The sequence below is a fragment of the Luteimonas lutimaris genome, assembly GCF_039537065.1.
Lineage (GTDB): Bacteria > Pseudomonadota > Gammaproteobacteria > Xanthomonadales > Xanthomonadaceae > Luteimonas > Luteimonas lutimaris.
In genome coordinates, this window is record NZ_BAAAZU010000006.1 from 235,648 (window position 1) to 260,201 (window position 24,554).

Consider the following 24,554-nt stretch of genomic DNA (forward strand, 5'->3'; position numbering starts at 1 on the left):
GCAGGGGTAGGGAACTGCCGGACGTGCGACACAGGCATGATCCGTCGCTGGGGAGCCACTGATGACCAAGCCGTTTGCCACGTTCGTGATGATGGTGGCCCTGGTGGCCGCGTCCGCCGCATCCGCACAGGACCTGTCGCGCTACAGCGACGAGGGCCTGCGCGCGGAGCTGGCGTCCATCGCCGATTCACAGACCGCCGTGCTGGTGCCGATGCGCGACGGCATCGGCCTGTCGACCAATGTCTGGCGGCCGAAGGGGGCAACCGGCAAGCTGCCGACGGTGCTGTGGAAGACGCCGTACAACGAGCACAACGTGCGCGGCGGCACCGCGCGCTACGCGATCGAGGCGGTACGCCGCGGCTACGCGTTCATCGTCCAGAACGAGCGCGGCCGCTACTTCAGCCAGGGCAAGTACGAGATCCTCGGCCATCCGCAGACCGACGGCTACGACACGCTGACGTGGATCGCCGACCAGCCGTGGTCGAACGGCAAGGTCGGCACGCTGGGCTGCTCGTCGTCGGCCGAATGGCAGCTCGCGCTGGCCGGCATGAACCACCCGGCGCACGCGGCCATGGTGCCGATGGCTTCGGGCGCGGGCATCGGCAAGGTCGGCCGGTTCTGGGAGCAGGGCAACTTCTATACCGGCGGCGTGCCGCGCACGCTGTTCGCGGTGTGGATGTATGGCGTCGACAATCCCCTGCGCGCGCAGCTGCCGCAGGACCTCGCAGGCGAGATGCGCGCGCGCGTGGCGCAGTACAACGACCTGGACACGACCAAGCCCAAGGTCGACTGGCCCGAACACATCCGCCATCTCCCGTACGCCGAGCTGCTGTCGTCGCTGGGCGAGCCGCCGGCCACCTTCGAGGAACTGATCGCGCGCGGCCCGGGCGACCCGGCGTGGAAGAAGGGCGGCCTGTACGACGATTCGATGGGCTGGGGCGTGCCCGCGCTGTGGTTCAACAGCTGGTATGACGTGTCGATCGGCCCGAACATGGAGCTGTTCAACCACGCCAGCACGGTCAACTCCGACCGCGAGGCCAGCGCCAACCAGTACGTGGTCATCGGCCCGAACCCGCACTGCCGGTTCAAGTACAGCGAGCACTACAAGGTCGGCGACCGCGACATGGGCGACGCGCGCTTCCCGGTGGACGACCAGATCTGGGCGTTCTTCGATCGCTGGCTGAAGGACAGGCCGGCCGCGTTCGCGGCCGACACGCCGCACGTGCGCTACTACACCATGGGCGCGAACCGCTGGCAGTCCGACAGCCAGTGGCCGCCGAAGGCGGCGCAACCGGTGCGCATGTACCTGCGTTCGGATGGCCACGCCAACTCGATGTACGGCGACGGCGTGCTGTCGTTCGAAGCGCCGGCCAACGACGAACCCGGGGACAGCTACCGCTACGACCCTGCCAACCCGGTGCAGACCATCGGTGGCGGTGACTGCTGCAACGGCGGGCTGGTGACCGCCGGTGCGTTCGACCAGCGCCAGATCGAATCGCGCCACGACGTGCTGGTCTACACCAGCGAACCGCTGGAGGAGGCGATGGAGGTCAGCGGCTTCGTCGATGCGGTGCTGAAGGTGTCCTCCAGCGCGCGCGACACCGACTTTGCGGTCAAGCTCGTCGACGTGGCGCCGGACGGCACCGCGTGGATCATCGGCGACACCATGCAGCGCGCCCGCTACCGCGACAGCTACACCCAGCCCGAGCTGATGCAGCCGGGGCAGGTGTACACGCTCAAGCCCACGCCGATCACGACCTCGATCCGCTTCGACAAGGGCCACCGCATCCGCGTCGAGGTGACCAGTTCGAACTTCCCCAAGTTCGCCCGCAATCTCAACACCGGCGGCCCCAACGAAACCGAAAGCGAGGCGGTGGTGGCGGACAACGCCGTGCACCATTCCGCCGACGCGGCCAGCTACATCGAGCTGCCGGTGGTGAAGCGCTGAGGGTGCCTGCCCGCGCGCGGCGACGCCCGGTCGCCGCGCGCCGCGGTTCTTGGCATCATGCCGTGCATCGCGAATACCGGGACATGGCATGACCACCACGCTGTACGGCCTGAAGAACTGCGACACCTGCCGCAAGGCGCGCAAGTGGCTCGACCGCTTCGACATCGAACACCAGTTCGTCGACTACCGCGACGACAAGCCCTCGCCGGACACGCTGGTTGAGTGGGCGCGGCAGGCAGGCGGTTTCGCGTCGCTGGTCAACAAGTCCTCGACCACCTGGCGGCAGCTGCCGGACAACCGCAAGGCCGCCGCTTCGGATCCGGAGTGGAAGCTGCTGCTGCGCGAATACCCGCAGCTGATCCGCCGCCCGGTGGTGGTGACCGGCGACGGCGTGATGACGCAGGGCTTCAGCGACAACGGCTTCAAGAAGCGTTTCGGTATTTCGTAGGACGGGCCCCGGCTGCCCTGCGGCTACGATAGGCGCATGAGCGACGTCCTTGACCTGGCCTGCGAACTGATCGCGCGGCACTCCGTCACCCCCGACGATGCAGGCTGCCAGCCGTTTCTGGCCGCGCGCCTGCGCCGCGCCGGCTTCGCCTGCGAGCAGCTGCGCTTCGGCGACGTCGACAACCTCTGGGCGACGCACGGCCAGGGCGGGCCGGTGCTGGTGCTGCTCGGGCATACCGACGTGGTGCCGCCTGGGCCGCGCGAGGCGTGGGCGAGTGATCCCTTCGCGCCGGAAGTGCGCGAGGGCGTGCTGTATGGACGCGGTGCCGCCGACATGAAAGGAAGCGTGGCCGCGTTCGTGGTCGCGCTGGAGCGCTTCGTCGCCGCGCACCCCGGCCACGCCGGCACCGTGGCGCTGCTGCTGACCTCGGACGAGGAGGGCGACGCCATCGACGGCGTGCGGCACGTGGCGAAGGTGTTTGCCGAACGCGGCCAGCGCATCGACTGGTGCATCACCGGCGAACCATCGTCGACGCGCGTGCTCGGTGACCTGCTGCGCGTTGGCCGCCGCGGTTCGCTGACGGGCACGCTGGTCGTGCGCGGCGTGCAGGGCCACGTCGCCTACCCGGACCAGGCGCGCAATCCGCTGCACGGGGCGCTACCGGCGCTGGCCGAACTTGCGGCGCGACGCTGGGACGACGGCTACGAAAGCTTCCCGCCGACCAGCCTGCAGATGAGCAATATCCACGCGGGTACCGGCGCCAGCAACGTCATCCCGGGCGAACTGCGGGTGCTGTTCAACCTGCGCTACAACCCGCACTGGACGGCCGGGAAGCTGGAGGCGGAGATCGCCTCGATGCTCGAGCGCCATGGCCTCGATTTCGGACTGTCCTGGCACCGCAGCGGCGAGCCGTTCTTCACCCCCGAAGGCCCGCTGCGCGTCGCGGCGCGCGAAGTGCTGGCGGCGTTCGCGGGCGGGCTGCCGGAAGAGAGTACCGGCGGCGGCACCTCGGACGCGCGTTTCATCGCGCCGCTGGGCGCGCAGTGCATCGAGGTCGGGCCGGTGAATGCCAGCATCCACAAGGTCGACGAACACGTGCGCGTGGCGGACCTGGAAGCCTTGCCGGAACTTTACCTGGCGCTGATCGGGCGCCTGTTGCCGGGTTGACCGATCCGCAATGCGGCGACGGCCCCCGGCATCGGGTGACCGTCGCTTCAAGTTTGGGGGCGACGGGTGAAGTTGGCGGTGATTCCGGGTCGCGCCTGCGCGTGCGTTCGGATACCGGTGGACCGGGCCGGGATGTCGCGGGGCGGCTTGACCGCGCCCGCGCCGGTCGCTAGCTTCGACGCATGTCCTGCCGTCCCGCCGCCCGCAACGCCCGCAACGCCCGCAACGCCCGCAACGCCCGCAACCGCAACAATCGCGGTTCGAATAATCGCGTGCGCAATCCGCGGGCGGGCAACGGGGCAGGCCACTAGCAACAGATCCAGCCAGGAATCCCGAAACCCGCGCCCGGCGCGGGTTTTTCGTTCTCGCGCAGGGCGCTCCCACCGCCGGCACGGCCGGCCACAAGGAGTCGTCCCATGTGTTCCATCCTCGGTGCATTCGACCTGCGGCCCGGCGCCGACCTGCGTCCGCTGCGTCCGTTCGCCGTGTCCCTGTCCGCGCTGCAGCGCCATCGCGGCCCGGACTGGAGCGGGGTGCACGCCAGCCCGCACGCGCTGCTGGTGCACGAGCGCCTGGCGATCGTCGATCCTGCCGGCGGTGCGCAGCCGATCCGTTCGGCGGACGGCGGCCTGGTGCTGGCGGTCAATGGCGAGCTCTACAACCACCGCGAACTCGAACAGGAGCTGCACGGCGGCTACGCCTTCCAGAGCGGCTCGGACTGCGAGGTGGTCAACGCGCTGTACGCCCGGGACCCCGATCCCGGTGCGTGGCTGGACCGGCTCAACGGCATCTTTGCCTTCGCGCTGTGGGACGAAGCGCGCGGGCGTGCGGTGATCGCACGCGACCCGATCGGCGTGTGCCCGCTGTACTGGGGCCACGACGGCGACGGTCGCCTGTGGGTGGCGTCGGAGATGAAGGCGCTGGCGCGGCTGTGCGAGGACATCGCGCAGTTCCCGCCCGGCCACTGGTATGACAGCGATACCGCGCAATTGCGCCGCTACTACCGGCGGCCCTGGCGCGAACACGACGCGACGCTCGGCGCCGAAGTGTCGCCGCGGGAACTGCGCGAAGCGTTCGAGCGCGCCGTGCATCGGCAGATGATGAGCGACGTGCCCTACGGCGTGCTGCTGTCGGGCGGACTCGACTCGTCGCTGGTCGCCGCCTGCGCCGCGCGGTTCGCGCGCCGGCGGGTCGAGGACGACGACGGTTCGGAAGCCTGGTGGCCGCGCCTGCATTCGTTCGCGATCGGGCTGGAAGGCTCGCCCGACCTGGCGGCCGCGCAGGTGGCAGCCGACGCGCTCGGCACCGTGCACCACGGCTTCACCTATACGGTGGAGGAGGGCATCGACGCGCTGCCGGATGTGATCAGCCACATCGAAAGCTTCGACGTCACCACCGTGCGCGCGTCGACGCCGATGTTCCTGCTGGCGCGGCGGATCCGGGCGATGGGGGTGAAGATGGTGCTGTCGGGCGAGGGCAGCGACGAAATCTTCGGCGGCTACCTGTATTTCCACAGGGCGCCCGACGCGCGCGCCTTCCACGAGGAAACCGTGCGCAAGCTCGACGCGCTGCACCAGTACGACTGCCTGCGTGCCAACAAGTCGATGATGGCCTGGGGCGTGGAGGCGCGGGTGCCGTTTCTGGACGTTGAATTCCTCGACGTTGCAATGCGCATGGACGCGCGCCACAAGATGGTGGGCATGCGCGCCGACGGCACGCGCCGGATCGAGAAGGCGGTGCTGCGCGAGGCGTTCGAGGGCGTCCTGCCCGATGCGATCCTGTGGCGGCAGAAGGAACAGTTCAGCGACGGCGTCGGCTACGGCTGGATCGACGGGCTGAAGGCGCATGCGCAGCGCATCGTCGGCGATGGCGAACTGGCAGCGGCGGCAGGGCGCTTCCCGGTCAACCCGCCGCAGACGAAGGAGGCGTACTGGTATCGCAGCCTGTTCGAGGACGCCTTCCCGGGGGAAGCGTGTGCGCGCACGGTGCCGGGCGGCAAGTCGATCGCGTGTTCGTCACCGGCGGCGATCGAATGGGATGCCGCGTTCGCGGCGGCGGTCGATCCCTCGGGACGTGCCGTGGCCGGCGTGCATGACGCCGCGCTGGGCTAGCGCAAGCCACTCCCGCGCGCGTGCCTACCTCGGCCGCAGCGTCAGCGTGTGCTCGGATTCGCCGGGCAGGAACGGCGTCGGCCGGCCGTGCACCCAGTCCTCGTGGCCGGCGCCCCAGAACGGCGACAGCGGATGGCCGCTCTGGCCGCCGGGCATGTGGAGGATGCCGTCGGCCTCATGCCCGGGCGACACGACCATGCGCTCGGACGCGCCGAAGTCCGGCGCGGTCACGCGCGGCATATTGCCGTCGCCGTCCAGCGGGTCCGGCGGCATGCACAGCAGGCGTTCGCCGACCAGCGGAATCGCGGCCGCGAGCGGATGGCAGATGTGCGCGGTGTTGCGCTCGCCCCAGGTGCGCGCGGCGAGCGGGCCGGCGGCAGACAGATCGCCCTGCACCTGCGCGGCGGCATCCTCCAGCAGGGCATCCCAGCTGTCGAACCGGCGCGGCAGCAGGTGTGCCGGGCGCTGCTGCAGCAGCGGCCACGCGACGCCTTCGAACTGGGCCAGCTGCGGCATCGTGAACGCCTCGCCCAGCCCCGCGCGCGCAGGTGCCGCCAGGCCGTCCTGCAGGCGCGCGATCACCGCCAGCCGCCAGCCGCGCACGAGGCGATAGCCGACCGAGTCGGCGCTCGCGCGTTCCGGCCGCTCCTTCGCGGCGTCGGCCAGTGCCGACAGGGCGGGCGAGTGCGTGCGCCCGGCCTCGTCGCGCAGCAACTGCCACCAGCGCTGCAGGAACAGCGCGCGGTCGTCGAGCTGGATCGCGAGCAGGTCGCGCTCGTCGAACCGGTCGCGCGCTTGCAGTGCGTCGCGGATCTGCGCCGCGCGCGCACCCAGCGCGTAGCCGCCGTCGCCGATGCGGGCGAGGTCGCCATCGCCGACGACGCGGGCGTTGGCCGTCCACAGCCGGTGATCCACGGGATCGATGTCCTGCGGCGAGGCGGCGGTTGAGATCGTCCAGGGGCGGCATTCGCCCGCGGCGTCCTGTTCGCCGTGCGCACCGGTGCCGGTATCGCCTTCGACCAGCCGTTGCGTCGAGCAGCTGCCGGTGCGTTGCGGCAGCGGACCGAGCAGGCGCCAGGCGATGCGGCCCTGGCTGTCGGCGAGCAGCAGGTTCTGGGTCGGGAGCGCGGCGTGGTCGGCGGCGCGCAGCGCGGTCGCCAGGTTGCCGGCGCGCGCGAACTCGGCCAGGCCGAGGTTCAGGCCGCCGGGCAGGTGGGCCGTCCAGCGCAGCGCCAGGGCGCTACCGTCGGGTTCGCGTTCGAGGATCGGTCCCCAGGTGGTGTCCTCGACGACCAGCGTCGCCGCGCCGGCGCCGGCCACCTCGATCGTCTCGCGGTGCCGGGTCACCGGCGCGCACGCGGGCGCGTCCCGGCCATCCGCGCAGGGATGCACGCGTTTCCAGTCGGTGGTGTCGACGTAGCTGTTGGTGAACGCCCAGGCGACGTGGCCGTTGCTGCCGACGATCATCGCCGGCAGGCCCGGCAGGGTGAGGCCCTGCACGTCGATCTTGCCCCCGGGCGCGCGCAGGTCCGGATAGCGCAAACGCGCGCGGAACCAGATCCCCGGCGCGCGCAGGCCCAGGTGCATGTCATCGGCGACGATCGCGCGGCCGTCGCGGGTCAGCGTGCCGTCAACCGCGAAGTTGTTGCTCCCCCTGTAGAGATCGGCCGCCGCAGGTGGCTCGCCAACGCCTCTGTCCCGCACCGCGGGAGAAAGGGGGGCCATCCGCGAAGCAGCGGGTGGAGTGAGGGAAGCCGCCCGTGCGGACGACGCCGGGGACTCCGCCGCACCTTCATCCGGCGCCGGCAAACTGCGCAGGTCCACCTCGTCCGCGCCGGGCAGCACCGCCTCGCCGATGGCATCGCCAGACAGCGGCGCATCCCAGCGCGTGCCGCCGTGCGCCAGCAGCGCGTACAGCGCCGGCGGCAGGTGCTGGCGCAGCTTCCAGAGCCCAAGTTCGCGCTCGCCCCCTTCGTCCTGCAGGTCGAAGTACATCGCGTAGCCTGCCAGCGCGGAATCCTCGACGCGCCACGGGCGCGGCGACTGGCGCAGCAGCAAATAGGGCCAGGGACGCGCCTTCAGCGCGGCCAGCCCGGCATTGACGCCTTCGGTGTAGGCCTGCAGCGCCGCCATGCGGTCACCGCTGATCGTGGAGAGCTGCGCAACGGTGCGGGCGCGCATGCGGTGGACGCGGCGGGCCTTGTCGTACTCCAGCGCCACCGGGCCGAACAGCGCGGCCAGCTCGCCGGCCGCCGAACGCCGCATCAGGTCCATCCCGAAGAAACGCTCCTGCGCGTGCACGTAGCCCAGTGCACGCATCGCGTCGGCCTCGTTGTTGGCATCGATGGTGACCACGCCGAGCCGGTCGCGCTGCACCGTCACCGCCGCGGACAGGCCGGTCAGCGCGGACTGTCCGTCCAGTTTCGGCAGGCTGCCGCGCAGCAGCATCCAGGCCGCGAACAGGCAGATGGCGACCAGCGCGACGAGCAGCAGTGCGATGCGTTTGAGCCAGCGGAGCATGCGTGTCTTCCCCTGTGGAGCGATGCCGCGGCCAAGGCCGGCCGCGGGCTTCCGGCCCCATTGTAGGAGCGGCTTCAGCCGCGAGCTTTTCACCGACCCGGCCAGCGGACAAAAACTTGCGGCTGAAGCCGCTCCTCCTGCGGGCGCAAAACAGGAAGTCAGCAGGTCTTGGCCAGCCGCCAGACGGTGGTATGCAGCGCGGTGACACCCTCGTCGATGAAGCGCGGCTGCGAGGCGAGGATGTCGCGGCGCTCGACCTGCTCGATCGCCCAGTCGCGCGCGTACAGGCGCCGGACCTCGTCGGCATCGATCGCGAACGGCGGGCCGGCCTTTTCGCCTTCCGGGTATTCGAGCGTGATCAGCAGTTCGCGGCAGCCGGCCGGCAGGCGCGCGTGCAGTTCGCCGACGTAGCGGTCGCGCATCGGCCGCGGCAGGGCGATCAGCGCGGCGCGGTCGTACACGGCCGCGCAACCGGCGAGCGTCGCCGCGTCCAGCGCGAAGGCGTCGCCGCGGATGATCTCGATCGCGCCGGCGCTGAAGTGCGTGCCCAGCGGCGATTCGCGGGTGTCAGGCGACAGGCCGTTCTCTTCGAAGAACTGCGCGACCGCGATCGGCGACAGCTCGACGCCGAGGACGCGGAATCCCTGCGCGGCCAGCCACGCCATGTCCAGCGACTTGCCGCACAGCGGCACCAGCACCCGGCTGCCGGGCGCCAGGCCCAGCGAGGACCAGTGCTGTTCCAGCAGCGGCATCACCCGGTCGTTGTGGAAGCCGGTGCGGCCTTCCTCCCAGCGCTGCTGCCAGTAGCCGGCGTCCATCAGGCGTTCGCGCGGTGGTCAGGCATCGACATGCAGTCCATCCACCTTCTGCCACCCGCGCGGCAGCAGCCCGCCGCGGCTGGCGCGCGCGCCGAGGTATTGCTCCAGGTCCCTGAACGACAGCGACATCGTGCGCGCGCCGGACTTCACCGACAGCGTGCCGCCCGGCGGCACCACCGCGATCGCCACCACGCGCTCGGTGCCGCGCTTGGCCTTGGGGATTTCGATGATCTTGTTGCCCTTGCCCTTGTCGAGTTCCGGCAGCTCGGAGACCGGGAAGGCCAGCAGGTGGCCTGCGCTGGTCACGGCGACGATGCGGTCGGCCTCGACGCTGGCAACGGCGGCCGGCTGCAGCACCCGCGCACCGCCGTCCTTGCCCAGGGACAGCAGCGACTTGCCGGCCTTCTGCCGCCCGGTAAGGTTCTCGAAGCGGGTGACGAAGCCGTAGCCCTGCGACGAGGCGACGACGAAACGGTCGTCGTCGGCGCCCGTGGCCAGCGCCTGGAACGACGCCCCGGCCGCGGGCGAGAAACGCCCGGTCAGCGGCTCGCCATTGCCGCGCGCCGAGGGCAGCGAATGCGCCAGCGTCGAATAGCTGCGGCCGGCCGAATCGAGGAACGCCACCTGCTGCGTGCTGCGCCCGCGTATCGCGCCCAGCAGGCCGTCGCCCTCGCGATAGGACAGTCCTGCCGCGTCGACGTCATGGCCCTTGGCCGCGCGCACCCAGCCCTTCTGGCTGAGCACGATGGTCATCGGCTCGCTGGCGACCAGGTCGGTCTCGGCGAGCGCGTGCGCGGCCTCGCGTGCGACCAGCGGCGAGCGGCGGGCGTCGCCGAATTTCTTCGCGTCGGCCAGCAGTTCCTCCCTGATCAGTTTCTTCAGCTTCGCCTTCGAGCCGAGCGTGGCGATCAGGCGGTCGCGTTCGCTGTCGAGCTCGTCCTGCTCGCCGCGGATCTTCATCTCCTCCAGCCGCGCCAGCTGCCTGAGCCTGGTCTCCAGGATGTACTCGGCCTGGTCGTCGGACAGCTCGAAGCGCGCGATCAGCGCCGGCTTCGGCTCGTCCTCGGTGCGGATGATGCGGATCACTTCGTCGAGGTTGAGGAAGGCGACCAGCAGGCCTTCGAGCAGGTGCAGGCGGCGCTCGACCTTCTCCAGCCGGTGCTGCAGGCGCCGGGTGACGGTGTCGGCGCGGAATGCCAGCCATTCGGACAGGATCGCCTTGAGGTGCTTGACCTGCGGCCGCCCGTCCAGGCCGATGATGTTGAGGTTGACCCGGTAGCTCTTCTCCAGGTCGGTGGTCGCGAACAGGTGGCCCATCAGCTGTCCGGCGTCGACCCGGTTGCTGCGCGGGATCAGCACCACGCGCACGGCGTTGGCGTGGTCGGACTCGTCGCGGATGTCCTCCAGCCACGGCAGCTTCTTGGCGCGCATCTGCGCGGCGATCTGCTCGATCACCTTCGACGGCGACACCTGGTAGGGCAGCGCGGTGATGACGATGTTGGCGCCTTCCTTCTCGAAGGTGGCGCGGGCGCGGATGCTGCCGTTGCCGGTCTCGTACATCGCCAGCAGGTCGGCGGCGGGGGTGATGACCTCGGCGGTGGTGGGGTAGTCGGGGCCGCGCACGTGCTCGCACAGGTCGCGCACGCTGGCATCGGGATCGTCGAGCAGGCGCACGCAGGCGCTGACCACCTCGCCCAGGTTGTGCGGCGGGATGTCGGTGGCCATGCCCACGGCGATGCCGGTGGTGCCGTTGAGCAGCAGGTGCGGCAGACGCGCCGGCATCCAGGTGGGCTCCTGCAGGGTGCCGTCGAAGTTGGGCGCCCAGTCCACCGTGCCCTGGCCGAGTTCGCCCAGCAGCACCTCGGCGATGGGCGTGAGCCTGGACTCGGTGTAGCGCATCGCCGCGAACGACTTGGGGTCGTCCTGCGAGCCGAAGTTGCCCTGGCCGTCGATCAGCGGATATCGGTACGAGAACGGCTGCGCCATCAGCACCATCGCCTCGTAGCAGGCGCTGTCGCCGTGCGGGTGGAACTTGCCGATCACGTCGCCGACGGTGCGTGCGGACTTCTTCGGCTTGGCGGTGGCGCCGAGTCCCAGCTCGCTCATCGAATAGATGATCCGCCGCTGCACCGGCTTGAGCCCGTCGCCGATGAAGGGCAGGGCGCGGTCGAGCACCACGTACATCGAGTAGTCGAGATAGGCGCGCTCGGCGTACTCGCGCAGCGGGATCTGCTCGAAACCGTGGAAGGCCGGGCGGACGTCTGGATCGGTCATTCGGGGGAAGCCTGGAGCGGAAGCGATCGTACGATTCTACCGGCCGCCAAAGCAGGCAGGCAGAAAAAACCCCCGCGGAAGCGGGGGTTCACGGTTCTCGCCGCGTTTGTCTCAGCGATGCAGCTCGCCGGCCGCCTCCGGCTGGTACTTGATCGACAGCACGCGCAGGTTGAGCGTGCGGTTGCCCGGCATCGGCCAGTCGATGCTCTGGCCCACGCGCAGGCCGAGCAGGGCGCTGCCGACCGGGGCCAGGATCGAGACGCGGCCCGGCTCGCCGGTGGCGTCGCGCGGGTAGACCAGGGTCAGTTCGCGCTCCTCGCCGCTGCTCTCGTCGACGAAGCGGGCGGTGGAATTCATGCTGATCACGTCGCCGGGCATCTGCGCCGGTTCCACGACATCGGCGCGCTCCATTTCCGCCTCCAGCGAGGCGGTGTCGATCCCGCGCTCGTTGGCGCCTTCGAGCAGGGCCTCGATGCGGTCGTAGTCCAGGCGCGACATGACGATCGAGGGGCGCGCGGTTTCGGGTGTTGCCATGGGTGGACTCCAAGCGGGAACGGGCGGCGCGCCGGGCGCGCCGTCCGCGGATCAGTTGCTGATGGTTCGAAGTTAGCCCCGAAGCCGGCGGGCGGCAAGCGGGCGCACATGCGAAAAACCCCCGCAAGCGGGGGTCTTCTACAACCTGGTGCCCGGGAGAGGACTCGAACCTCCACGGAGTTGCCCCCGCTAGCACCTGAAGCTAGTGCGTCTACCAATTCCGCCACCCGGGCGGGTGCAGGCCGCGTATGTTGCGGTGCGGGGCAGCACTTGTCAACGCCTGTCGACACCGGAAGTTCGCGGACCGGCGTGTAACATCCGCCAATGGCAAAAACTCCCAGCAAGCGCGGCAGCGGCCGCGGCAAGACCGGTGCCCGCGACGGCAAGCCGGCGACGAAACAGGGCGGCCGGAAGGGCGCGGGAGGAAGCAAGCTGCCGGGCTGGATGCCGGAACCGCCGCCGAAGCCCGCGCGCCAGCCCGACCGCGCCGCGCCGAAGTCCGGCGGCAAGCGCGGCGGCCTGCAGGACCCGCATGCCGCACGCGAGGCCAGCCGCTACGAGAACCCGATCGCCAGCCGCGAGGCCATCCTGCAGCTGCTGGTTGACGCCGACGGCCCGCAGTCCGCCGACGCCCTGGCCGAGCGCCTGCAGCTGACCGAGCCGGACCGCTTCGACGCGCTGGCCAAGCGCCTGGCGGCGATGGTCCGCGACGGCCAGTTGCTGCAGAACCGTCGCGGCGGCTACGTGCCGGCCGAGCGGCTCGACCTCATCCCGGGCACGGTGATCGCCAACCCCAACGGCTTCGGCTTCCTGCGCCCGGATTCGGGCGTCGGCGACGACCTGTTCCTGCCGCCGGCCGAGATGCGCAAGGTGCTGCACGGCGACCGCGTGCTGGCATCGGTCACCGGCATGGACCGCCGCGGCCGCGAAGGCGCGATCGTCGAGGTGCTGGAGCGGCGCCTGAACCGGCTGATCGGCCGCTTCGAGGTGGAGTCCGGGATCAGCTTCGTGGTGCCTGACGACGCGCGCGTGCAGCGCAACGTGCAGGTGCCGTCCGACGCGCGGCTGGACGCGAAATCCGGCCAGCTGGTGGTGTGCGAGATCATCCAGCCGCCGACCGCGCACCGCCCGCCGATCGGCCGCATCCTCGCGGTGCTGGGCGACAAGCTCACCGCTTCGCTGGCGGTGGAGGCCGCGATCCACGGCCACGAGATCCCGCACGAGTTCCCGCCCGAGGTGCTGGCGCAGGCCGCGGCGGTGCCGGTCGAGGTCGACGCCGCCACCGCAGGCAAGCGCCTGGACCTGCGTGGCCTGCCGCTGGTGACCATCGACGGCGAGGACGCGAAGGACTTCGACGATGCGGTGTACTGCGAACCCAACCGCAGCGGCTTCCGGCTGGTGGTGGCGATCGCCGACGTCTCGCACTACGTGCGCCCCGGCACGCCGCTGGACGACGAGGCGCAGACGCGGGCCACGTCGGTGTATTTCCCCGGCTTCGTGGTGCCGATGCTGCCGGAGACCTTGTCCAACGGCATCTGCTCGCTGAAGCCGCAGGTCGACCGGCTGTGCTTCGTCTGCGACATGCAGGTCAGCCGCGCCGGGCGCGTGACGAGCTCGGAGTTCCACGAGGCGGTGATGAACTCGCACAAGCGCCTGACCTACACCCAGGTCTGGAACGCCGTGGGCGAGGGCGTGCCGGCGGAAGACCGCGACCAGGCGCGTGCCTTCATCGGTGACCAGCTGCCGCAGATCGAAAACCTGCACCGGCTGTACCAGGTGCTCGACAAGGCGCGGCGCCAGCGCGGCGCGATCGACTTCGAGACCTCGGAAGTGCGTTTCGTGCTCGGCCCGCAGGGCGAGGTGACCCAGGCCGGCATGATCCAGCGCAACGACGCGCACAAGCTGATCGAGGAGTGCATGATCGCGGCCAACGTCGAGGCCGCGAAGTTCCTGCTCGACGCCGGCGTGCCGGCGCCGTATCGCGACCACGACAAGCCGCCGGAGGCGAAGTACACGGACCTGCTGGAATTCCTCAAGGAATTCCAGCTGCGCATGCCGGCTTGGGCGAAGGTGCGGCCGATGGACTTCCGCAACCTGCTCGAAACCGTGCGCGGGCGGCCCGACGCCGCGCTGCTCGAATCGGTGGTGCTGCGCAGCCAGAGCCTGGCCGTCTACGCGCCGGAGAACATCGGCCACTTCGGCCTGGCGCTGGAGGCATACGCGCACTTCACCTCGCCGATCCGCCGCTACCCGGACCTGCTGGTGCACCGTGCGATCAAGCACGCGCTGTCCGGCGGCAAGCCGGAGAGCTACCGCTATTCGCACAGCGACATGGCGGCACTGTCGCTGCAGTGCTCGGAACGCTCGCGCCGCGCCGACGAGGCCCAGCGCGAGGTGGACGACCGCTACCGTGCGGCATGGATGGAAGAGCACGTCGGCAGCGAGTTCGACGGCGTGATCAGCGGCGTGACCAGCTTTGGCCTGTTCATCGAGCTCGACGAGTCCAAGGTCAACGGCCTGGTGCACGTGACCCAGCTGCCGAACGACTACTACCACTTCGACCCGATCCGCAAGACGCTTACCGGCGAACGCACCGGCCGCCAGTACCGCCTCGGCGACCGCGCGCGCATCGTGGTGCTCAAGGCCAGCCTGGAGGAGCGCAAGATCGACTTCCGCCTGGTCCGAGAGGAGGGCGATGGCGGTGGTGCGAAACCCCTGCCACCGCGCGGGCAGCCGGCCAAAAGGGCCAAGAAAAAGTACTGATCCCATGTTTCCCTTGTAGGAGCGGCTTCAGCCGCGAGCTCTTGCTCCATTCCCGTGCAGGCGAAAAGCTCGCGGCTGAAGCCGCTCCTGCGGGGCGTGCCACCCATCCCCAACTCCCAATCCCAATCCGCCCATGAGCAAGGAAAACCAGTGGATCGCCGGCATCAACGCCGTGGCCGCGGCCGTCGAGCATGACGCCGGCAACGTGCGCGAGGTGCTGCTCGAAGCCGGCGCGAAGAATCCGCGCATCGCCGAAATCGAGACCAGCGCGCGGCGCAAGGACATCGACGTGCGCCGGGTGGCGCAGAACGCACTCGATGGCGTCGCCGGCGGCCTGCGCCACCAGGGTGCGGTGGCGCGCTACGCGGCCGCCAGGACCTGGGGTGAGGACGCGTTGCCCGGACTGGTCGAAGCGGCTGGGGGCAAGGCGCTGCTGCTGGTGCTCGACGGCGTGCAGGACCCGCACAACCTCGGCGCCTGCCTGCGCAGCGCGGCGGCGGCCGGCGTGACCGCGGTGGTGATCCCGAAGGACAAGGCGGTGCAGGTCAACGCCACCGTGCGCAAGACGTCCGCGGGTGCGGCCGACAGCGTGCCGGTCGTGCGCGTGACCAACCTGTCGCGCACGCTGCGCGAGGTGCAGAAGCTGGGCGTGTGGATCTACGGCCTGGCCGGCGACGCAGGCGCGTCGCTGTACGCGCTCGACCTGCGCGGCAATGTCGCGCTGGTGCTCGGTGGCGAGGCCGACGGCCTGCGCCGGCTGACGCGTGAGCAGTGCGACCAGCTGGTGACCATCCCGATGCCCGGCATGGACGCGCAGGGCGTGGAAAGCCTCAACGTGTCGGTAGCGGCCGGCGTGACGCTGTTCGAGGCGGTGCGGCAGCGGTTGGGGTGAGTTCTTCTTGCAGGAGCGGCTTCAGCCGCGAGCTTTTTCCCGCCCGTCCGTAAATTATCCGTCCGTGAATCAAAGGCTCGCGGCTGAAGCCGCTCCTACAGGTCTGCGGGGGGCGCGGGGTTTGCGGCGGGCGCGTCGCCGTCGCCCATCGCCCGCGGCCAGGCATTGGCGATCCTGCAGAACACCTGCGCGGTGCGTTCGGCGTCGTAGACGGCCGAGTGCGCCTCCTCTGTGTTCCATTCCAGCCCGGCCGCCTTCACCGCGCGCGCGAGCACGGTCTGGCCGTAGGCCACGCCGGCCAGCGTCACCGTGTCGAACACGCTGAACGGGTGGAACGGGTTGCGCTTGTGCGCCACGCGCGCGACGGCGGCGTTGAGGAAATTGAGGTCGAAGTGCGCGTTGTGCCCCACCAGGATCGCGCGCTGGCATTCGTGCCGCTTGACCGCCGCGCGCACCGCGGCGAACACATGGTCGAGCGCCTCGCGCTCGGGCTTGGCCATGCGGAACGGGTGGTCGAGGACGATGCCGGTGACTTCCAGCGACTTCGGGTCGATGTCGGTGCCTGGCGCCGGCACCACGTGCGCGCAGGCGACTTCGCCGGGCACGAGTTCGCCTGCGGCGTCGAGTTCGATCGGGATCGCCGCGATCTCCAGCAGCGCGTGGCGGTTCCAGTCGAAGCCGCCGGTTTCCACGTCCACCACCACCGGCAGGTAGCCGCGGAAGCGTTCGGACATCTTGCGGAAGGCGGGGGTGGAAGCGTCGGTTTGCGTCATCGCGCCAGACTAGCAGACGGGTCTTCCCCGGCCCTGCGGATACCGAGGATCGTGCCCTCCCTGCGCAGCCGCGCCAGCATCGCCGCGCCATCATGGACGAACGCGTCGAGGTCGGTGGCCTGCGCTTCCCCGGCAAGGGCGAGCAGTTGCGCGCGGCCCGGCAGGTCGGGCGCCTCGTCCAGCCGTTGCAGCAGGCGGAAGGTCAGCGGACTCAGCCCGTGGAAGCTGACCCGGCCGTCCGCCTCGCGCCGCAGCAGCAGCAGCGTCGGTTCGGCCGGCGGCTGCGTGGGCAGGTAATCGGGACCGATGCGGTGCACCGGCCACGCATAGGCCAGCGGCCAGGCCAGCGGCGAGGGCAGCGGACATCCGGTGAGCAGGTCGCCGTCCGGGTCGTGCGCCACGTCGTCGCGCGTGGCCTGGCTGGTCTGCAGCGCCAGCTCCATCCATTCGTAGTGCGCCAGTTCGCGCAGCCACGGCATCGCGGGGTCTTCCCCGCGTGCTTCGAGATAGCGCAGGAACTCGCGCGGCAGTTCGGTGAACAGTGGCGTGCGGCTGCCGTGGTCGCGGTAGAACGCGTGCACCAGCGCCCGCCAGTGCCCGTCGCCATGGATGCGCCGCAGCACCGGGAAGTTGCCGCCCAGCAGGCTGGCGACGTTGTTGAAGAACAGGGCGCGGTAGACGTCCAGCCGCCGCTGCTCGACGCCGGGCGGCGGCGCGGTGCCGGATGGGTTGCGGATCCAGCCGGCGAGTGCGTCGAGCTGCGCGCGCAGGCCGTCCCCGGTGGGCGCCTCAGGCGACATGGCGGGAGGCGTCTCCGGCGTCGGCCAGGTGCCGGCGCACGGTGTCCAGTTCGTCGACCAGCTCGGCGAACGGCGGGAAGTTGAAGTCGCGCTCGAGCAGGGTCGGCCGCCGGCCGTGCACGCGGTAGGCCTCGGCCAGCAGCGCCCAGACCGGGTCGGACACAGCGGCACCGTGGGTGTCGATCTTCAGGTCCAACGCCTCGTCGCGGTGGCCGGCGACGTGGATGTAGCGTACGCGCGACGAGGGCAGGGCGCGCAGGAACGTGCCGGCGTCGTAGCCGTGGTTGGTCGCGTTGACGACGATGTTGTTGACGTCCAGTAGCAGGTCGCAGTCGGCTTCGGCCAGTACCGCGTTGACGAAGTCGATCTCGGGCATGGCCTGGAACGGCGCCGCGTAATAGGAAATGTTCTCCACCGCGATGCGCCGCCCGAGCACGTCCTGCACGCAGCGGATGCGCGCGGCGACGTGCGCGACGGCCTCTTCGGTGAACGGCAGCGGCAGCAGGTCGTAGAGCTGGCCGAGGCTGTCGCCGCAGGCGCTGAGGTGCTCGCTGTAGATCGCCGCGTCGTGCGCGTCGAGGAACTCACGCAGCCGGCGCAGGAAGGTTTCGTCGAGTTCGGCCGGTCCGCCGAGCGAGAGCGACAGCCCGTGGCAGACCAGCGGCTGGCGCGCGGCGAGCACGGCGAACGCGTCGCCCGGCCCGCCGCCCACGCCGATCCAGTTTTCCGGTGCGGCCTCGAGGAAGTCGAACGCGCCGGTCGGCGCGGCCTGCAGCGATTCCATCAGGGAACGCCGCAGGCCGAGGCCGACGCTGTCTTCCTTCAGGGGCACGGCCGGGCGGGTGTCAGCGCGTGGCCGGCATCACATGCCGCCGCACTTGCCCTCGCCGCACTTGCCTTCCATGCCGGACTTGCCGGCGGGCTTGGCATCATCGGCCTTCTTGTCCGAACCGCAGCGGCCTTCGCTGTGCGCCTTGCTCTCGTCGGCGTCCAGGAAGCCGTCCTTGTTGGTGTCGATCTCGTCGAACACCGCGCCCTGGCCGGCGTGCATGGCCTCGAACTCGGCGCGCGAGACCTTGCCGTCCTTGTCCGAATCCATTGCCGCGACCCCGCAGCTGCCTTCCTTCTTCTTGTCGGCGTGCGCGTCGGCCGCGGCCGTGCCGGCCTCCTGCGCGCCGAGCAGGTAGCCCTGCGCAAGCGGGGTGGAAGCGAATGCGGAACCGGACAGCGCCAGGCCTCCGGCAAGGGTGGCGCCGATCGCGAGGGCGACGGGTTTCCTGTTCTGGGACATGGCTCTCTCCTCGGGTAGGGCGGTGGCCCGGATGTGGAGGACCGATGTTACCCCGTTGCCCGGCACCGGGAATTGTCCGCGGCGGGCATCTTCCGCCCCCGTTCACGCCCGCGTTGCGGATGATCGTCAGCTGGCGGTATTGGTCTCGTCGCGCTTCTCGCGCGGCGGCAGGTTGTCGTCGCCGTGCACCAGGAACCAGATGTTCTCGGCGATGTTGGTGGCGTGGTCGCCGATGCGTTCGAGGTTCTTGGCCATGAACAGCAGGTGCGTACAGGGCGTGATCGCGCGCGCGTCCTCCATCATGTAGGTCAGCAGTTCGCGGAACAGGCCGGTGTACTCGGCGTCGAGTTCCGCGTCGCGCGCGCGGACCTGCTGCGCGGCCTCGGCGTCGCTGTCGCGGTAGGCGGCCAGCACCGCGCGCACCTGGGCCACGGCGAGCATGCCCAGCGCATGCAGACCGCGCGTGTGCGGCAGCGGCGGCGAGGTGTTGAGCGCGATCGAGCGCTTGGCGGCGTTGGCCGCATAGTCGCCGATGCGTTCGATGTCCGAGGCGATGCGCAGCGTGGCCAGGATCTCGCGCAGGTCGCGCGCCAGCGGCCCGCGCAGGGCCAGGGTCATGGCGTCGTGGCTGATCTCGCGCTCGAGGGTGTCGATCGCCTCGTCGTTGGCGACGATGCGCTCGGCGGCCTTGTCGTCGCGGCGGGCGACCACGTCCAGCGCGGCCTCCAGCTGCGCGGCGGCCATCTCGCCCATGCGCAGGATCTCGCCGATGATGCGGTTGCGTTCGTCGTCGTGGCTTTTGACGATGTGGTTGTGGGGCTGCGTGGTCATGGCGGGGCTCGCGGTTGGGGCGGGGGTTGGAGACTCGGGACTCGGGACTCGGGGATGCGGGGATGCGGGGATGCGGGTTTTGCGATTCCCGGTTCCCGGCTCTCAGCCAAACCGCCCGGTGATGTAATCCTCCGTCTGCCGCTTCGAGGGATTCGAGAAGATCGTCTCCGTCGCGCCGTGCTCGACCAGGTCGCCCAGGTACATGAACGCGGTGAAGTCGGACACGCGTGCGGCCTGCTGCATGTTGTGGGTGACGATGGCGATGGTGTACTCGGTCTTCAGTTCCTCGACCAGCTGCTCGATGCGGCTGGTGGAAATCGGGTCCAGCGCCGAGGTCGGTTCGTCGAGCAGCAGCACGCCGGGCCTGAGCGCCACCGCGCGGGCGATGCAGAGGCGCTGCTGCTGGCCGCCCGACAGGCCGAGCGCGCTCTGGCCGAGCTTGTCCTTGACCTCGTCCCACAGTGCCGCCTGGCGCAGGGCCTGCTCGACGCGGACGTTCATTTCCGCCTTCGACAGCTTCTCGTGGTGGCGGATCGCGTAGGCGATGTTCTCGTAGATCGTCATCGGGAACGGCACCGGCTTCTGGAACACCATCCCGACCTTGCTGCGCAGCCGGTTCATCGGGTACTTCGGCGACAGGATGTCCTCGCCGTCGAGCAGCACCTGGCCACTGGCGGCCTGCCCGGGGTACAGCGCGTAGATGCGGTTGAAGATGCGCAGCAGCGTCGACTTGCCGCATCCCGACGGGCCGATCAGCGCCGTCACGCGCTTCTCCGGGATTTCCAGGTCGATGCCCTTGAGCGCGTGGAACTTGCCGTAGTGGAAGTCGAGGCCGCGCGCGGCCAGCTTGACCGGCGCCGCTTCCGCCGCCGCACGGGCGGTCGTCGCGACGGCGATCCGCGGTGACGCATCGACGGGAGCATGGATGTCGTTCATGGCGTTGTTCCGGGAGGAAGAAGTGAACATGGCGGTCCTCAGTCGTTGGCCACGCGCTTGCGCAGCAGCAGCGCGCGTGCGACGAGGCTGACCAGCAGCACGAATACGGTCAGCACCAGCGCACCGGCCCAGGCCAACTGCTGCCAGGTTTCGTAGGGGCTGCCGGCGTACTGGTACATGACCACCGGTACGCTGGCCATCGGCCGCATGACGTCGGCGTTCCAGTACTGGTTGCCGAAGGCGGTGAACAGCAGCGGCGCGGTTTCGCCGCTGATCCGCGCCAGCGCCAGCAGGATGCCGGTGACGATGCCTGCCGAAGCGCTGCGGTACAGCACCTGCACGATCACCTTCCACTGCGGCACACCCAGCGACAGCGCGGCCTCGCGCATCTGCACCGGCACCAGCCGCAGCATCTCGTCGGTGGTGCGCACCACCACCGGCAGCACGATGAAGGCCAGCGAGATCGCGCCGGCCAGCGCCGAGAAGTTGCCGCCGGTCTGCATCACGATCAGCGTGTAGACGAACAGCCCGAGCACGATCGACGGCGCCGACAGCAGGATGTCGTTGACGAAGCGCACCACCGTACCGGCCTTGCGCGCGTTGCCGTACTCGGCCAGCCAGGTGCCGGCAGCCACGCCCAGCGGCGTGCCGATGGCGATCGCCAGCCCGCACATCACCGCGCTGCCGAAGAAGGCGTTGAGCAGTCCGCCTTCTTCCATCGGCGGCGGCGTCATCTGCGTGAACAGTGCCGGGTTGATGCCGCCGATGGCCTTGGTCACCAGCGTCCACAGGATCCATCCCAGGAACGCCAGGCCGAACACCGCGGCCGCGCAAGAGAGCGTCAGCGCGAATCCGTTGAGGAGCCTGCGGCGTGCGTACAGGCGGTCCGCGACGGCGAATTCACGGGCGACGGCGTTCATCAGTTGCCCTCCCGGCGCGCGAGCCGCGCCAGCATCAGCCGCGCCAGCGCCAGCACCACGAAGGTGACGATGAACAACACGAAACCCAGCAGCAGCAGTGCGGAGCGATAGGTCTCGGTGGCTTCGCCGAAGTCGTTGGCGATCAGTGCGGCGATGGTGGTGCCGGGTTCGAGCAGCGACGGCGATAGCCGCACCGCGTTGCCGACCACGAAGGCGACGGCCATCGTTTCACCCAGTGCGCGCCCCAGGCCGAGGAAGATGCCGCCGATCACCGCCGAACGCGTGTACGGCAGGACGATGTCCCAGCTCACTTCCCAGCGCGTGGAGCCCAGTGCGTAGGCCGACTCCTTCAGCCGCGTCGGCACGGTGAGGAACACTTCGCGCATCACCGAGGTGACGAACGGGATCACCATGATTGCCAGCACGAAGCCGGCGGTGAGGATGCCGATGCCCAGCGGCGGGCCCTGGAACAGCGCTCCGATGAGAGGCAGCGTGCCAAGGTTGTCGTTGATCCACGGCGTGACGTATTCGGTCATCACCGGCACCAGCACGAACAGGCCCCACATGCCGTAGATGATCGACGGGATGCCGGCGAGCAGCTCGATCGCGGTGCCGACCGGGCCGCGCAGCCAGCGCGGCGCGACCTCGGTGAGGAACAGCGCGATGCCGAAGCTCACCGGCACGCCGATGAGCATCGCGATGACCGCGGTGACCACCGTGCCGTAGATCGGCGCCAGCGCGCCGTACCTGTTCTCGACCGGGTTCCATTCGGACGAGAAGAAGAAGCCCAGGCCCTCGTGCGCCAGCACCTCGCGCCCGCCCCAGAGCATGGACAGCGCAGCGCTGGCCAGTGCGACCAGCACGAACACGACCGCTGCCGTCAACGCGCGGCGGAACAGGCGGTCGTTGCGGGCGTCACGCACGTCGCGCCCGGTGGGCGCGACGGCGGAGGAGAGCGTGGTGGCGTTCATCGCAGGCTCGTTCGCGGCCGGTCAGCGGGCGAACTCGGATGCCCAGTAGGCTTCGATCTGCTGCACCAGTTCCGGCGGCAGCGCGACGTAGTGCAACTCGTTGGCCTGCGCCTGGCCGTTCTCGAGGGCCCACTTGAAGAACGCCAGCGCATTTGCCGAGCGCTGCGCGTCCCGTGGCTGCTTGTGCATCAGGATGAAGTTGGTGGCGGTGATCGGCCAGGCCTGGTCGCCGGGAGCGTTGGTGATGACCAGGTTGAAGTCGCGGGCGTTCTTCCAGTCGGCGCCGGCGGCGGCGGCCTGGAACGTCTCGGCGTTGGGCTGCACCCAGTTGCCGGCGGCGTTCTGCATCGACAGCCAGGTCATTTTGTTCTGCAGCGCGTAGGCCAGTTCGACATAGCCGACCGCGCCCTTGATCTGCTGCACGTACGAGGCCACGCCTTCGTTGCCCTTGCCGCCGACGCCGCCGGCCCACTGCACCGACTTGCCTTCGCCGACCTTCGACTTCCACTCCGGGCTGGCCTTGGCCAGGTAGTTGGTGAAGTTGAACGTGGTGCCCGAGCCGTCCGAGCGGTGCACGAGGTTGATCTTCAGGTCGGGCAGGGCGGCGCCGGGGTTGAGCGCGGCGATCGCCGGGTCGTTCCACTTGGCGACCTTGCCCAGGTAGATGTCGGCGAGCACCGCGCCGGTCACGCGCAGCTTGCCGGCCTCGAAGCCTTCCAGGTTCACCACCGGCACCACGCCGCCGATCGCCGACGGGAACTGGCCGAGGCCGGCTTCGGCCAGTTCTTCGCTCGACAGCGGCGCGTCGGAGGAGCCGAAGTCCACGGTGCCGGCCTTGATCTGGGCGATGCCGCCGCCGGAGCCGATCGACTGGTAGTTGACCTTGTTGCCGGTTTCCCTGTTGTAGTCGGCCGACCACTTGGACACCAGCGGGAAGATGAACGTCGCGCCGGCGCCGGTGATTTCGGCGGCGACCCTGTCGCCGGATCCGGCGGGTGCGGCCGTGCCGCCGGCGTTGGGTTCGCCGCTCGCCGGCTGCCCGCCGTCCGGCTGGCACGCGGCGACGAACAGGAGACTGGACAGGGCGAGCGCGGTGGTGCGGAAGGTCGAGGTCTTCATGTGGGCTCCGGGTGTGGGCGCTGTCGCGCCTGCTTGGGATGCGCACATGAAATGATGTTTTTGTTACATCACGATGACAGTGGCGCCGCAATCCCCATCGGGCCACTGGAACCGGGTAGGAGCGGCTTCAGCCGCGAGCTTTTCGAGGCCATCCGCGCGTGATCCCGCCGTCCGTGCAGGAAGAAAAGGCTGCATTGGCTCGATCGCGCTGAAAGCAGCGCGCTGGTTGCAGCGGGGCCCGTCAGTTTGCGGTTCGGCCTGCGATCGGACCTTCGGCTCGCATCGTGTCCCCGGCATCGAGTGAAGAACCAAAAAAAGCGGGCCCGAAGGCCCGCGAAGAAGAGGGAGAGAGGAGAGTCCGGACAGCAGGCGCGTCCTGCGCCGTGCAGCGATCAGTACGCCATGGTCTGCGACCAGTACGCCTCGATCTGCTGCACCAGTGTGTCGGGAAGCGGCACGTAATCGAGCGTGCGCGCCTGCTCGTCGCCATTGGCATACACCCAGCGGAAGAACTCGCGCGCTTCCTTTGCCGATTCGGCGTTCTTCGGCTGCCTGTACATGAGGATGAAGTTGGTCGCGGTGATCGGCCAGGCGTTTTCGCCGGGCGCGTTGGTCATCACCAGGTGGAAGTCCTTCGCGCTGGCCCAGTCGGCGCTGGCGGCCGCGGCGGAGAAGGTCTCGTCGCGCGGCTGCACGAAGTTGCCCGCGGCGTTCTTCATGCGGGTGAAGCTCAGATTGTTCTGCAGCGCGTACGACAGTTCAACGTAGCCGATGCCGCCGTCGATCTGCTTGACGTAGGCGGCCACGCCCTCGTTGCCCTTGCCGCCGATGCCGGTCGGCCACTTCACCGAGGTGCCTTCACCCACCTTTTCCTTCCACTCCGGGCTGACCTTGGACAGGTAGTTGACGAAGTTGAAGGTCGTACCGGAGCCGTCGGAGCGGTGCACGATGGTGATCTTCCGGTCGGGCAGCGGCAGGCCGGCGTTGAGCGCGGTGATCGCCGGGTCGTTCCACTTCTTGATGCTGCCGAGGAAGATGCCGGCCAGGGTCTCGCCGTCGAGCTTCATCGCGCCCGACTCGACGCCCTTGATGTGGACCACCGGCACCACGCCGCCGATCACCGACGGGAACTGCGCCAGGCCGGCCTTCTCGAGTTCATCCGGCGGCAGCGGCGCGTCGGACGAGCCGAAATCCACGGTGCCGGCCTTGATCTGCGCGATGCCGCCGCCCGAGCCGATCGACTGGTAGTTGACCTGCTTGCCGGTGGCCTTGTTGTAGTCGGCCGACCACTTGGTCATGACCGGGTAGATGAATGACGCGCCGGCGCCGGTGATGTCGGCGGCGTGGGCGCCGAGGGCGAAACCGCCGGCGAGGATTGCGACGATCAGGCGGGATTTCAGGTTCTTGGACACGAGCAGTGGCTCCGGTTCAGGAAAAC

Annotated in this window: 20 protein-coding genes and 1 tRNA gene; 6 read left to right on the top strand and 15 right to left on the bottom strand. The window is 69.7% G+C overall.

Going from position 1 to position 24,554, the window contains the following annotated elements:
* The first annotated feature begins 61 nt into the window (after positions 1–61).
* The 4 genes from ABD679_RS07650 (at position 62) to asnB (ending at position 5,674) form a co-directional block, all read left to right on the top strand.
* Positions 62–1,948: a CocE/NonD family hydrolase gene (locus ABD679_RS07650; protein WP_344759362.1), complete on the top strand. Its 1,887-nt coding sequence runs from the start codon at positions 62–64 to the stop codon at positions 1,946–1,948.
* Between the two features lie 88 nt (positions 1,949–2,036).
* Positions 2,037–2,396 (top strand): arsenate reductase, encoded by a 360-nt coding sequence (locus tag ABD679_RS07655; RefSeq protein ID WP_344759363.1) that lies wholly within the window; start codon positions 2,037–2,039, stop codon positions 2,394–2,396.
* 36 nt (positions 2,397–2,432) lie between these two features.
* A complete protein-coding gene (gene dapE / locus ABD679_RS07660) occupies positions 2,433–3,563 on the top strand; it encodes a succinyl-diaminopimelate desuccinylase (protein WP_344759364.1) in 1,131 nt (376 codons plus the stop codon).
* A 416-nt stretch (positions 3,564–3,979) separates the two neighbouring features.
* Complete coding sequence (gene asnB / locus ABD679_RS07665) at positions 3,980–5,674, top strand: asparagine synthase B (protein ID WP_344759365.1); 1,695 nt, start codon at positions 3,980–3,982, stop codon at positions 5,672–5,674.
* Positions 5,675–5,698: 24 nt separating this feature from the next.
* Here asnB and ABD679_RS07670 read toward each other — a convergent pair whose 3' ends face one another.
* From ABD679_RS07670 to ABD679_RS07690, 5 genes are all read right to left on the bottom strand, one after another.
* Positions 5,699–8,194: a penicillin acylase family protein gene (locus tag ABD679_RS07670; protein ID WP_344759366.1), complete on the bottom strand. Its 2,496-nt coding sequence runs from the start codon at positions 8,192–8,194 to the stop codon at positions 5,699–5,701.
* Between the two features lie 158 nt (positions 8,195–8,352).
* Positions 8,353–9,012: a thiopurine S-methyltransferase gene (locus ABD679_RS07675; protein ID WP_344759367.1), complete on the bottom strand. Its 660-nt coding sequence runs from the start codon at positions 9,010–9,012 to the stop codon at positions 8,353–8,355.
* Positions 9,013–9,030: 18 nt separating this feature from the next.
* Positions 9,031–11,286 (bottom strand): DNA topoisomerase IV subunit A, encoded by a 2,256-nt coding sequence (parC, locus tag ABD679_RS07680; RefSeq protein WP_344759368.1) that lies wholly within the window; start codon positions 11,284–11,286, stop codon positions 9,031–9,033.
* Positions 11,287–11,397: 111 nt separating this feature from the next.
* The gene (rnk, locus tag ABD679_RS07685; protein ID WP_344759369.1) at positions 11,398–11,820 is read right to left on the bottom strand and encodes a nucleoside diphosphate kinase regulator; all 423 of its coding nucleotides are present in this window, start codon (positions 11,818–11,820) and stop codon (positions 11,398–11,400) included.
* Between the two features lie 146 nt (positions 11,821–11,966).
* Positions 11,967–12,053: transfer RNA gene (locus ABD679_RS07690), tRNA-Leu, on the bottom strand.
* Between the two features lie 91 nt (positions 12,054–12,144).
* Here ABD679_RS07690 and rnr point away from each other — a divergent pair.
* Together rnr and rlmB are read left to right on the top strand one after the other, a co-directional pair.
* Entirely contained in the window at positions 12,145–14,583 is a 2,439-nt protein-coding gene (gene rnr, locus ABD679_RS07695) for a ribonuclease R (protein WP_344759370.1), read from the top strand.
* 133 nt (positions 14,584–14,716) lie between these two features.
* Positions 14,717–15,475 (top strand): 23S rRNA (guanosine(2251)-2'-O)-methyltransferase RlmB, encoded by a 759-nt coding sequence (gene rlmB, locus ABD679_RS07700; protein WP_344759371.1) that lies wholly within the window; start codon positions 14,717–14,719, stop codon positions 15,473–15,475.
* Between the two features lie 95 nt (positions 15,476–15,570).
* Here rlmB and rnt read toward each other — a convergent pair whose 3' ends face one another.
* The 10 genes from rnt to pstS (ABD679_RS07750) all read right to left on the bottom strand — a co-directional run bounded on the left by rnt (position 15,571) and on the right by pstS (ABD679_RS07750) (position 24,528).
* Positions 15,571–16,248 (bottom strand): ribonuclease T, encoded by a 678-nt coding sequence (gene rnt / locus ABD679_RS07705; RefSeq protein WP_344759372.1) that lies wholly within the window; start codon positions 16,246–16,248, stop codon positions 15,571–15,573.
* Positions 16,245–17,048, bottom strand: coding sequence for an HvfC family RiPP maturation protein (locus ABD679_RS07710; protein WP_344759373.1), 804 nt, complete (start codon positions 17,046–17,048; stop codon positions 16,245–16,247). Before ABD679_RS07710 ends, rnt begins: the two co-directional genes overlap by 4 nt.
* Complete coding sequence (locus ABD679_RS07715) at positions 17,038–17,880, bottom strand: HvfB family MNIO-type RiPP peptide maturase (RefSeq protein WP_425561864.1); 843 nt, start codon at positions 17,878–17,880, stop codon at positions 17,038–17,040. Before ABD679_RS07715 ends, ABD679_RS07710 begins: the two co-directional genes overlap by 11 nt.
* Before the next feature lie 30 nt (positions 17,881–17,910).
* The gene (locus ABD679_RS07720) at positions 17,911–18,339 is read right to left on the bottom strand and encodes an EF-hand domain-containing protein (RefSeq protein ID WP_344759374.1); all 429 of its coding nucleotides are present in this window, start codon (positions 18,337–18,339) and stop codon (positions 17,911–17,913) included.
* Positions 18,340–18,465: 126 nt separating this feature from the next.
* Positions 18,466–19,170 (bottom strand): phosphate signaling complex protein PhoU, encoded by a 705-nt coding sequence (gene phoU, locus ABD679_RS07725; protein WP_344759375.1) that lies wholly within the window; start codon positions 19,168–19,170, stop codon positions 18,466–18,468.
* 102 nt (positions 19,171–19,272) lie between these two features.
* Positions 19,273–20,106 carry a phosphate ABC transporter ATP-binding protein PstB gene (gene pstB / locus ABD679_RS07730; RefSeq protein WP_344759376.1) on the bottom strand — a complete coding sequence of 278 codons (834 nt, stop codon included), beginning with the start codon at positions 20,104–20,106 and terminating at the stop codon, positions 19,273–19,275.
* Between the two features lie 38 nt (positions 20,107–20,144).
* Positions 20,145–21,026, bottom strand: a complete 882-nt coding sequence (gene pstA, locus ABD679_RS07735) for a phosphate ABC transporter permease PstA (RefSeq protein ID WP_344759377.1) — start codon at positions 21,024–21,026, stop codon at positions 20,145–20,147.
* On the bottom strand, positions 21,026–21,997 hold the full coding sequence (gene pstC / locus ABD679_RS07740; protein WP_344759378.1) for a phosphate ABC transporter permease subunit PstC: 972 nt from the start codon (positions 21,995–21,997) through the stop codon (positions 21,026–21,028). Before pstC ends, pstA begins: the two co-directional genes overlap by 1 nt.
* A gap of 21 nt (positions 21,998–22,018) precedes the next feature.
* The gene (pstS, locus tag ABD679_RS07745; protein WP_344759379.1) at positions 22,019–23,116 is read right to left on the bottom strand and encodes a phosphate ABC transporter substrate-binding protein PstS; all 1,098 of its coding nucleotides are present in this window, start codon (positions 23,114–23,116) and stop codon (positions 22,019–22,021) included.
* Positions 23,117–23,508: 392 nt separating this feature from the next.
* Positions 23,509–24,528 carry a phosphate ABC transporter substrate-binding protein PstS gene (pstS, locus tag ABD679_RS07750; protein WP_344759380.1) on the bottom strand — a complete coding sequence of 340 codons (1,020 nt, stop codon included), beginning with the start codon at positions 24,526–24,528 and terminating at the stop codon, positions 23,509–23,511.
* Positions 24,529–24,554 lie beyond the last annotated feature (26 nt).

Bases quoted from the DNA above. Each gene is read 5' to 3' on its own strand.
- ABD679_RS07650 (WP_344759362.1), top strand. From the start codon at position 62: ATGACCAAGCCGTTTGCCACGTTCGTGATGATGGTGGCCCTGGTGGCC.
- ABD679_RS07655 (WP_344759363.1), top strand. From the start codon at position 2,037: ATGACCACCACGCTGTACGGCCTGAAGAACTGCGACACCTGCCGCAAG.
- dapE (WP_344759364.1), top strand. From the start codon at position 2,433: ATGAGCGACGTCCTTGACCTGGCCTGCGAACTGATCGCGCGGCACTCC.
- asnB (WP_344759365.1), top strand. From the start codon at position 3,980: ATGTGTTCCATCCTCGGTGCATTCGACCTGCGGCCCGGCGCCGACCTG.
- ABD679_RS07670 (WP_344759366.1), bottom strand. From the start codon at position 8,194: ATGCTCCGCTGGCTCAAACGCATCGCACTGCTGCTCGTCGCGCTGGTC.
- ABD679_RS07675 (WP_344759367.1), bottom strand. From the start codon at position 9,012: ATGGACGCCGGCTACTGGCAGCAGCGCTGGGAGGAAGGCCGCACCGGC.
- parC (WP_344759368.1), bottom strand. From the start codon at position 11,286: ATGACCGATCCAGACGTCCGCCCGGCCTTCCACGGTTTCGAGCAGATC.
- rnk (WP_344759369.1), bottom strand. From the start codon at position 11,820: ATGGCAACACCCGAAACCGCGCGCCCCTCGATCGTCATGTCGCGCCTG.
- rnr (WP_344759370.1), top strand. From the start codon at position 12,145: ATGGCAAAAACTCCCAGCAAGCGCGGCAGCGGCCGCGGCAAGACCGGT.
- rlmB (WP_344759371.1), top strand. From the start codon at position 14,717: ATGAGCAAGGAAAACCAGTGGATCGCCGGCATCAACGCCGTGGCCGCG.
- rnt (WP_344759372.1), bottom strand. From the start codon at position 16,248: ATGACGCAAACCGACGCTTCCACCCCCGCCTTCCGCAAGATGTCCGAA.
- ABD679_RS07710 (WP_344759373.1), bottom strand. From the start codon at position 17,048: ATGTCGCCTGAGGCGCCCACCGGGGACGGCCTGCGCGCGCAGCTCGAC.
- ABD679_RS07720 (WP_344759374.1), bottom strand. From the start codon at position 18,339: ATGTCCCAGAACAGGAAACCCGTCGCCCTCGCGATCGGCGCCACCCTT.
- phoU (WP_344759375.1), bottom strand. From the start codon at position 19,170: ATGACCACGCAGCCCCACAACCACATCGTCAAAAGCCACGACGACGAA.
- pstB (WP_344759376.1), bottom strand. From the start codon at position 20,106: ATGAACGACATCCATGCTCCCGTCGATGCGTCACCGCGGATCGCCGTC.
- pstA (WP_344759377.1), bottom strand. From the start codon at position 21,026: ATGAACGCCGTCGCCCGTGAATTCGCCGTCGCGGACCGCCTGTACGCA.
- pstC (WP_344759378.1), bottom strand. From the start codon at position 21,997: ATGAACGCCACCACGCTCTCCTCCGCCGTCGCGCCCACCGGGCGCGAC.
- pstS (WP_344759379.1), bottom strand. From the start codon at position 23,116: ATGAAGACCTCGACCTTCCGCACCACCGCGCTCGCCCTGTCCAGTCTC.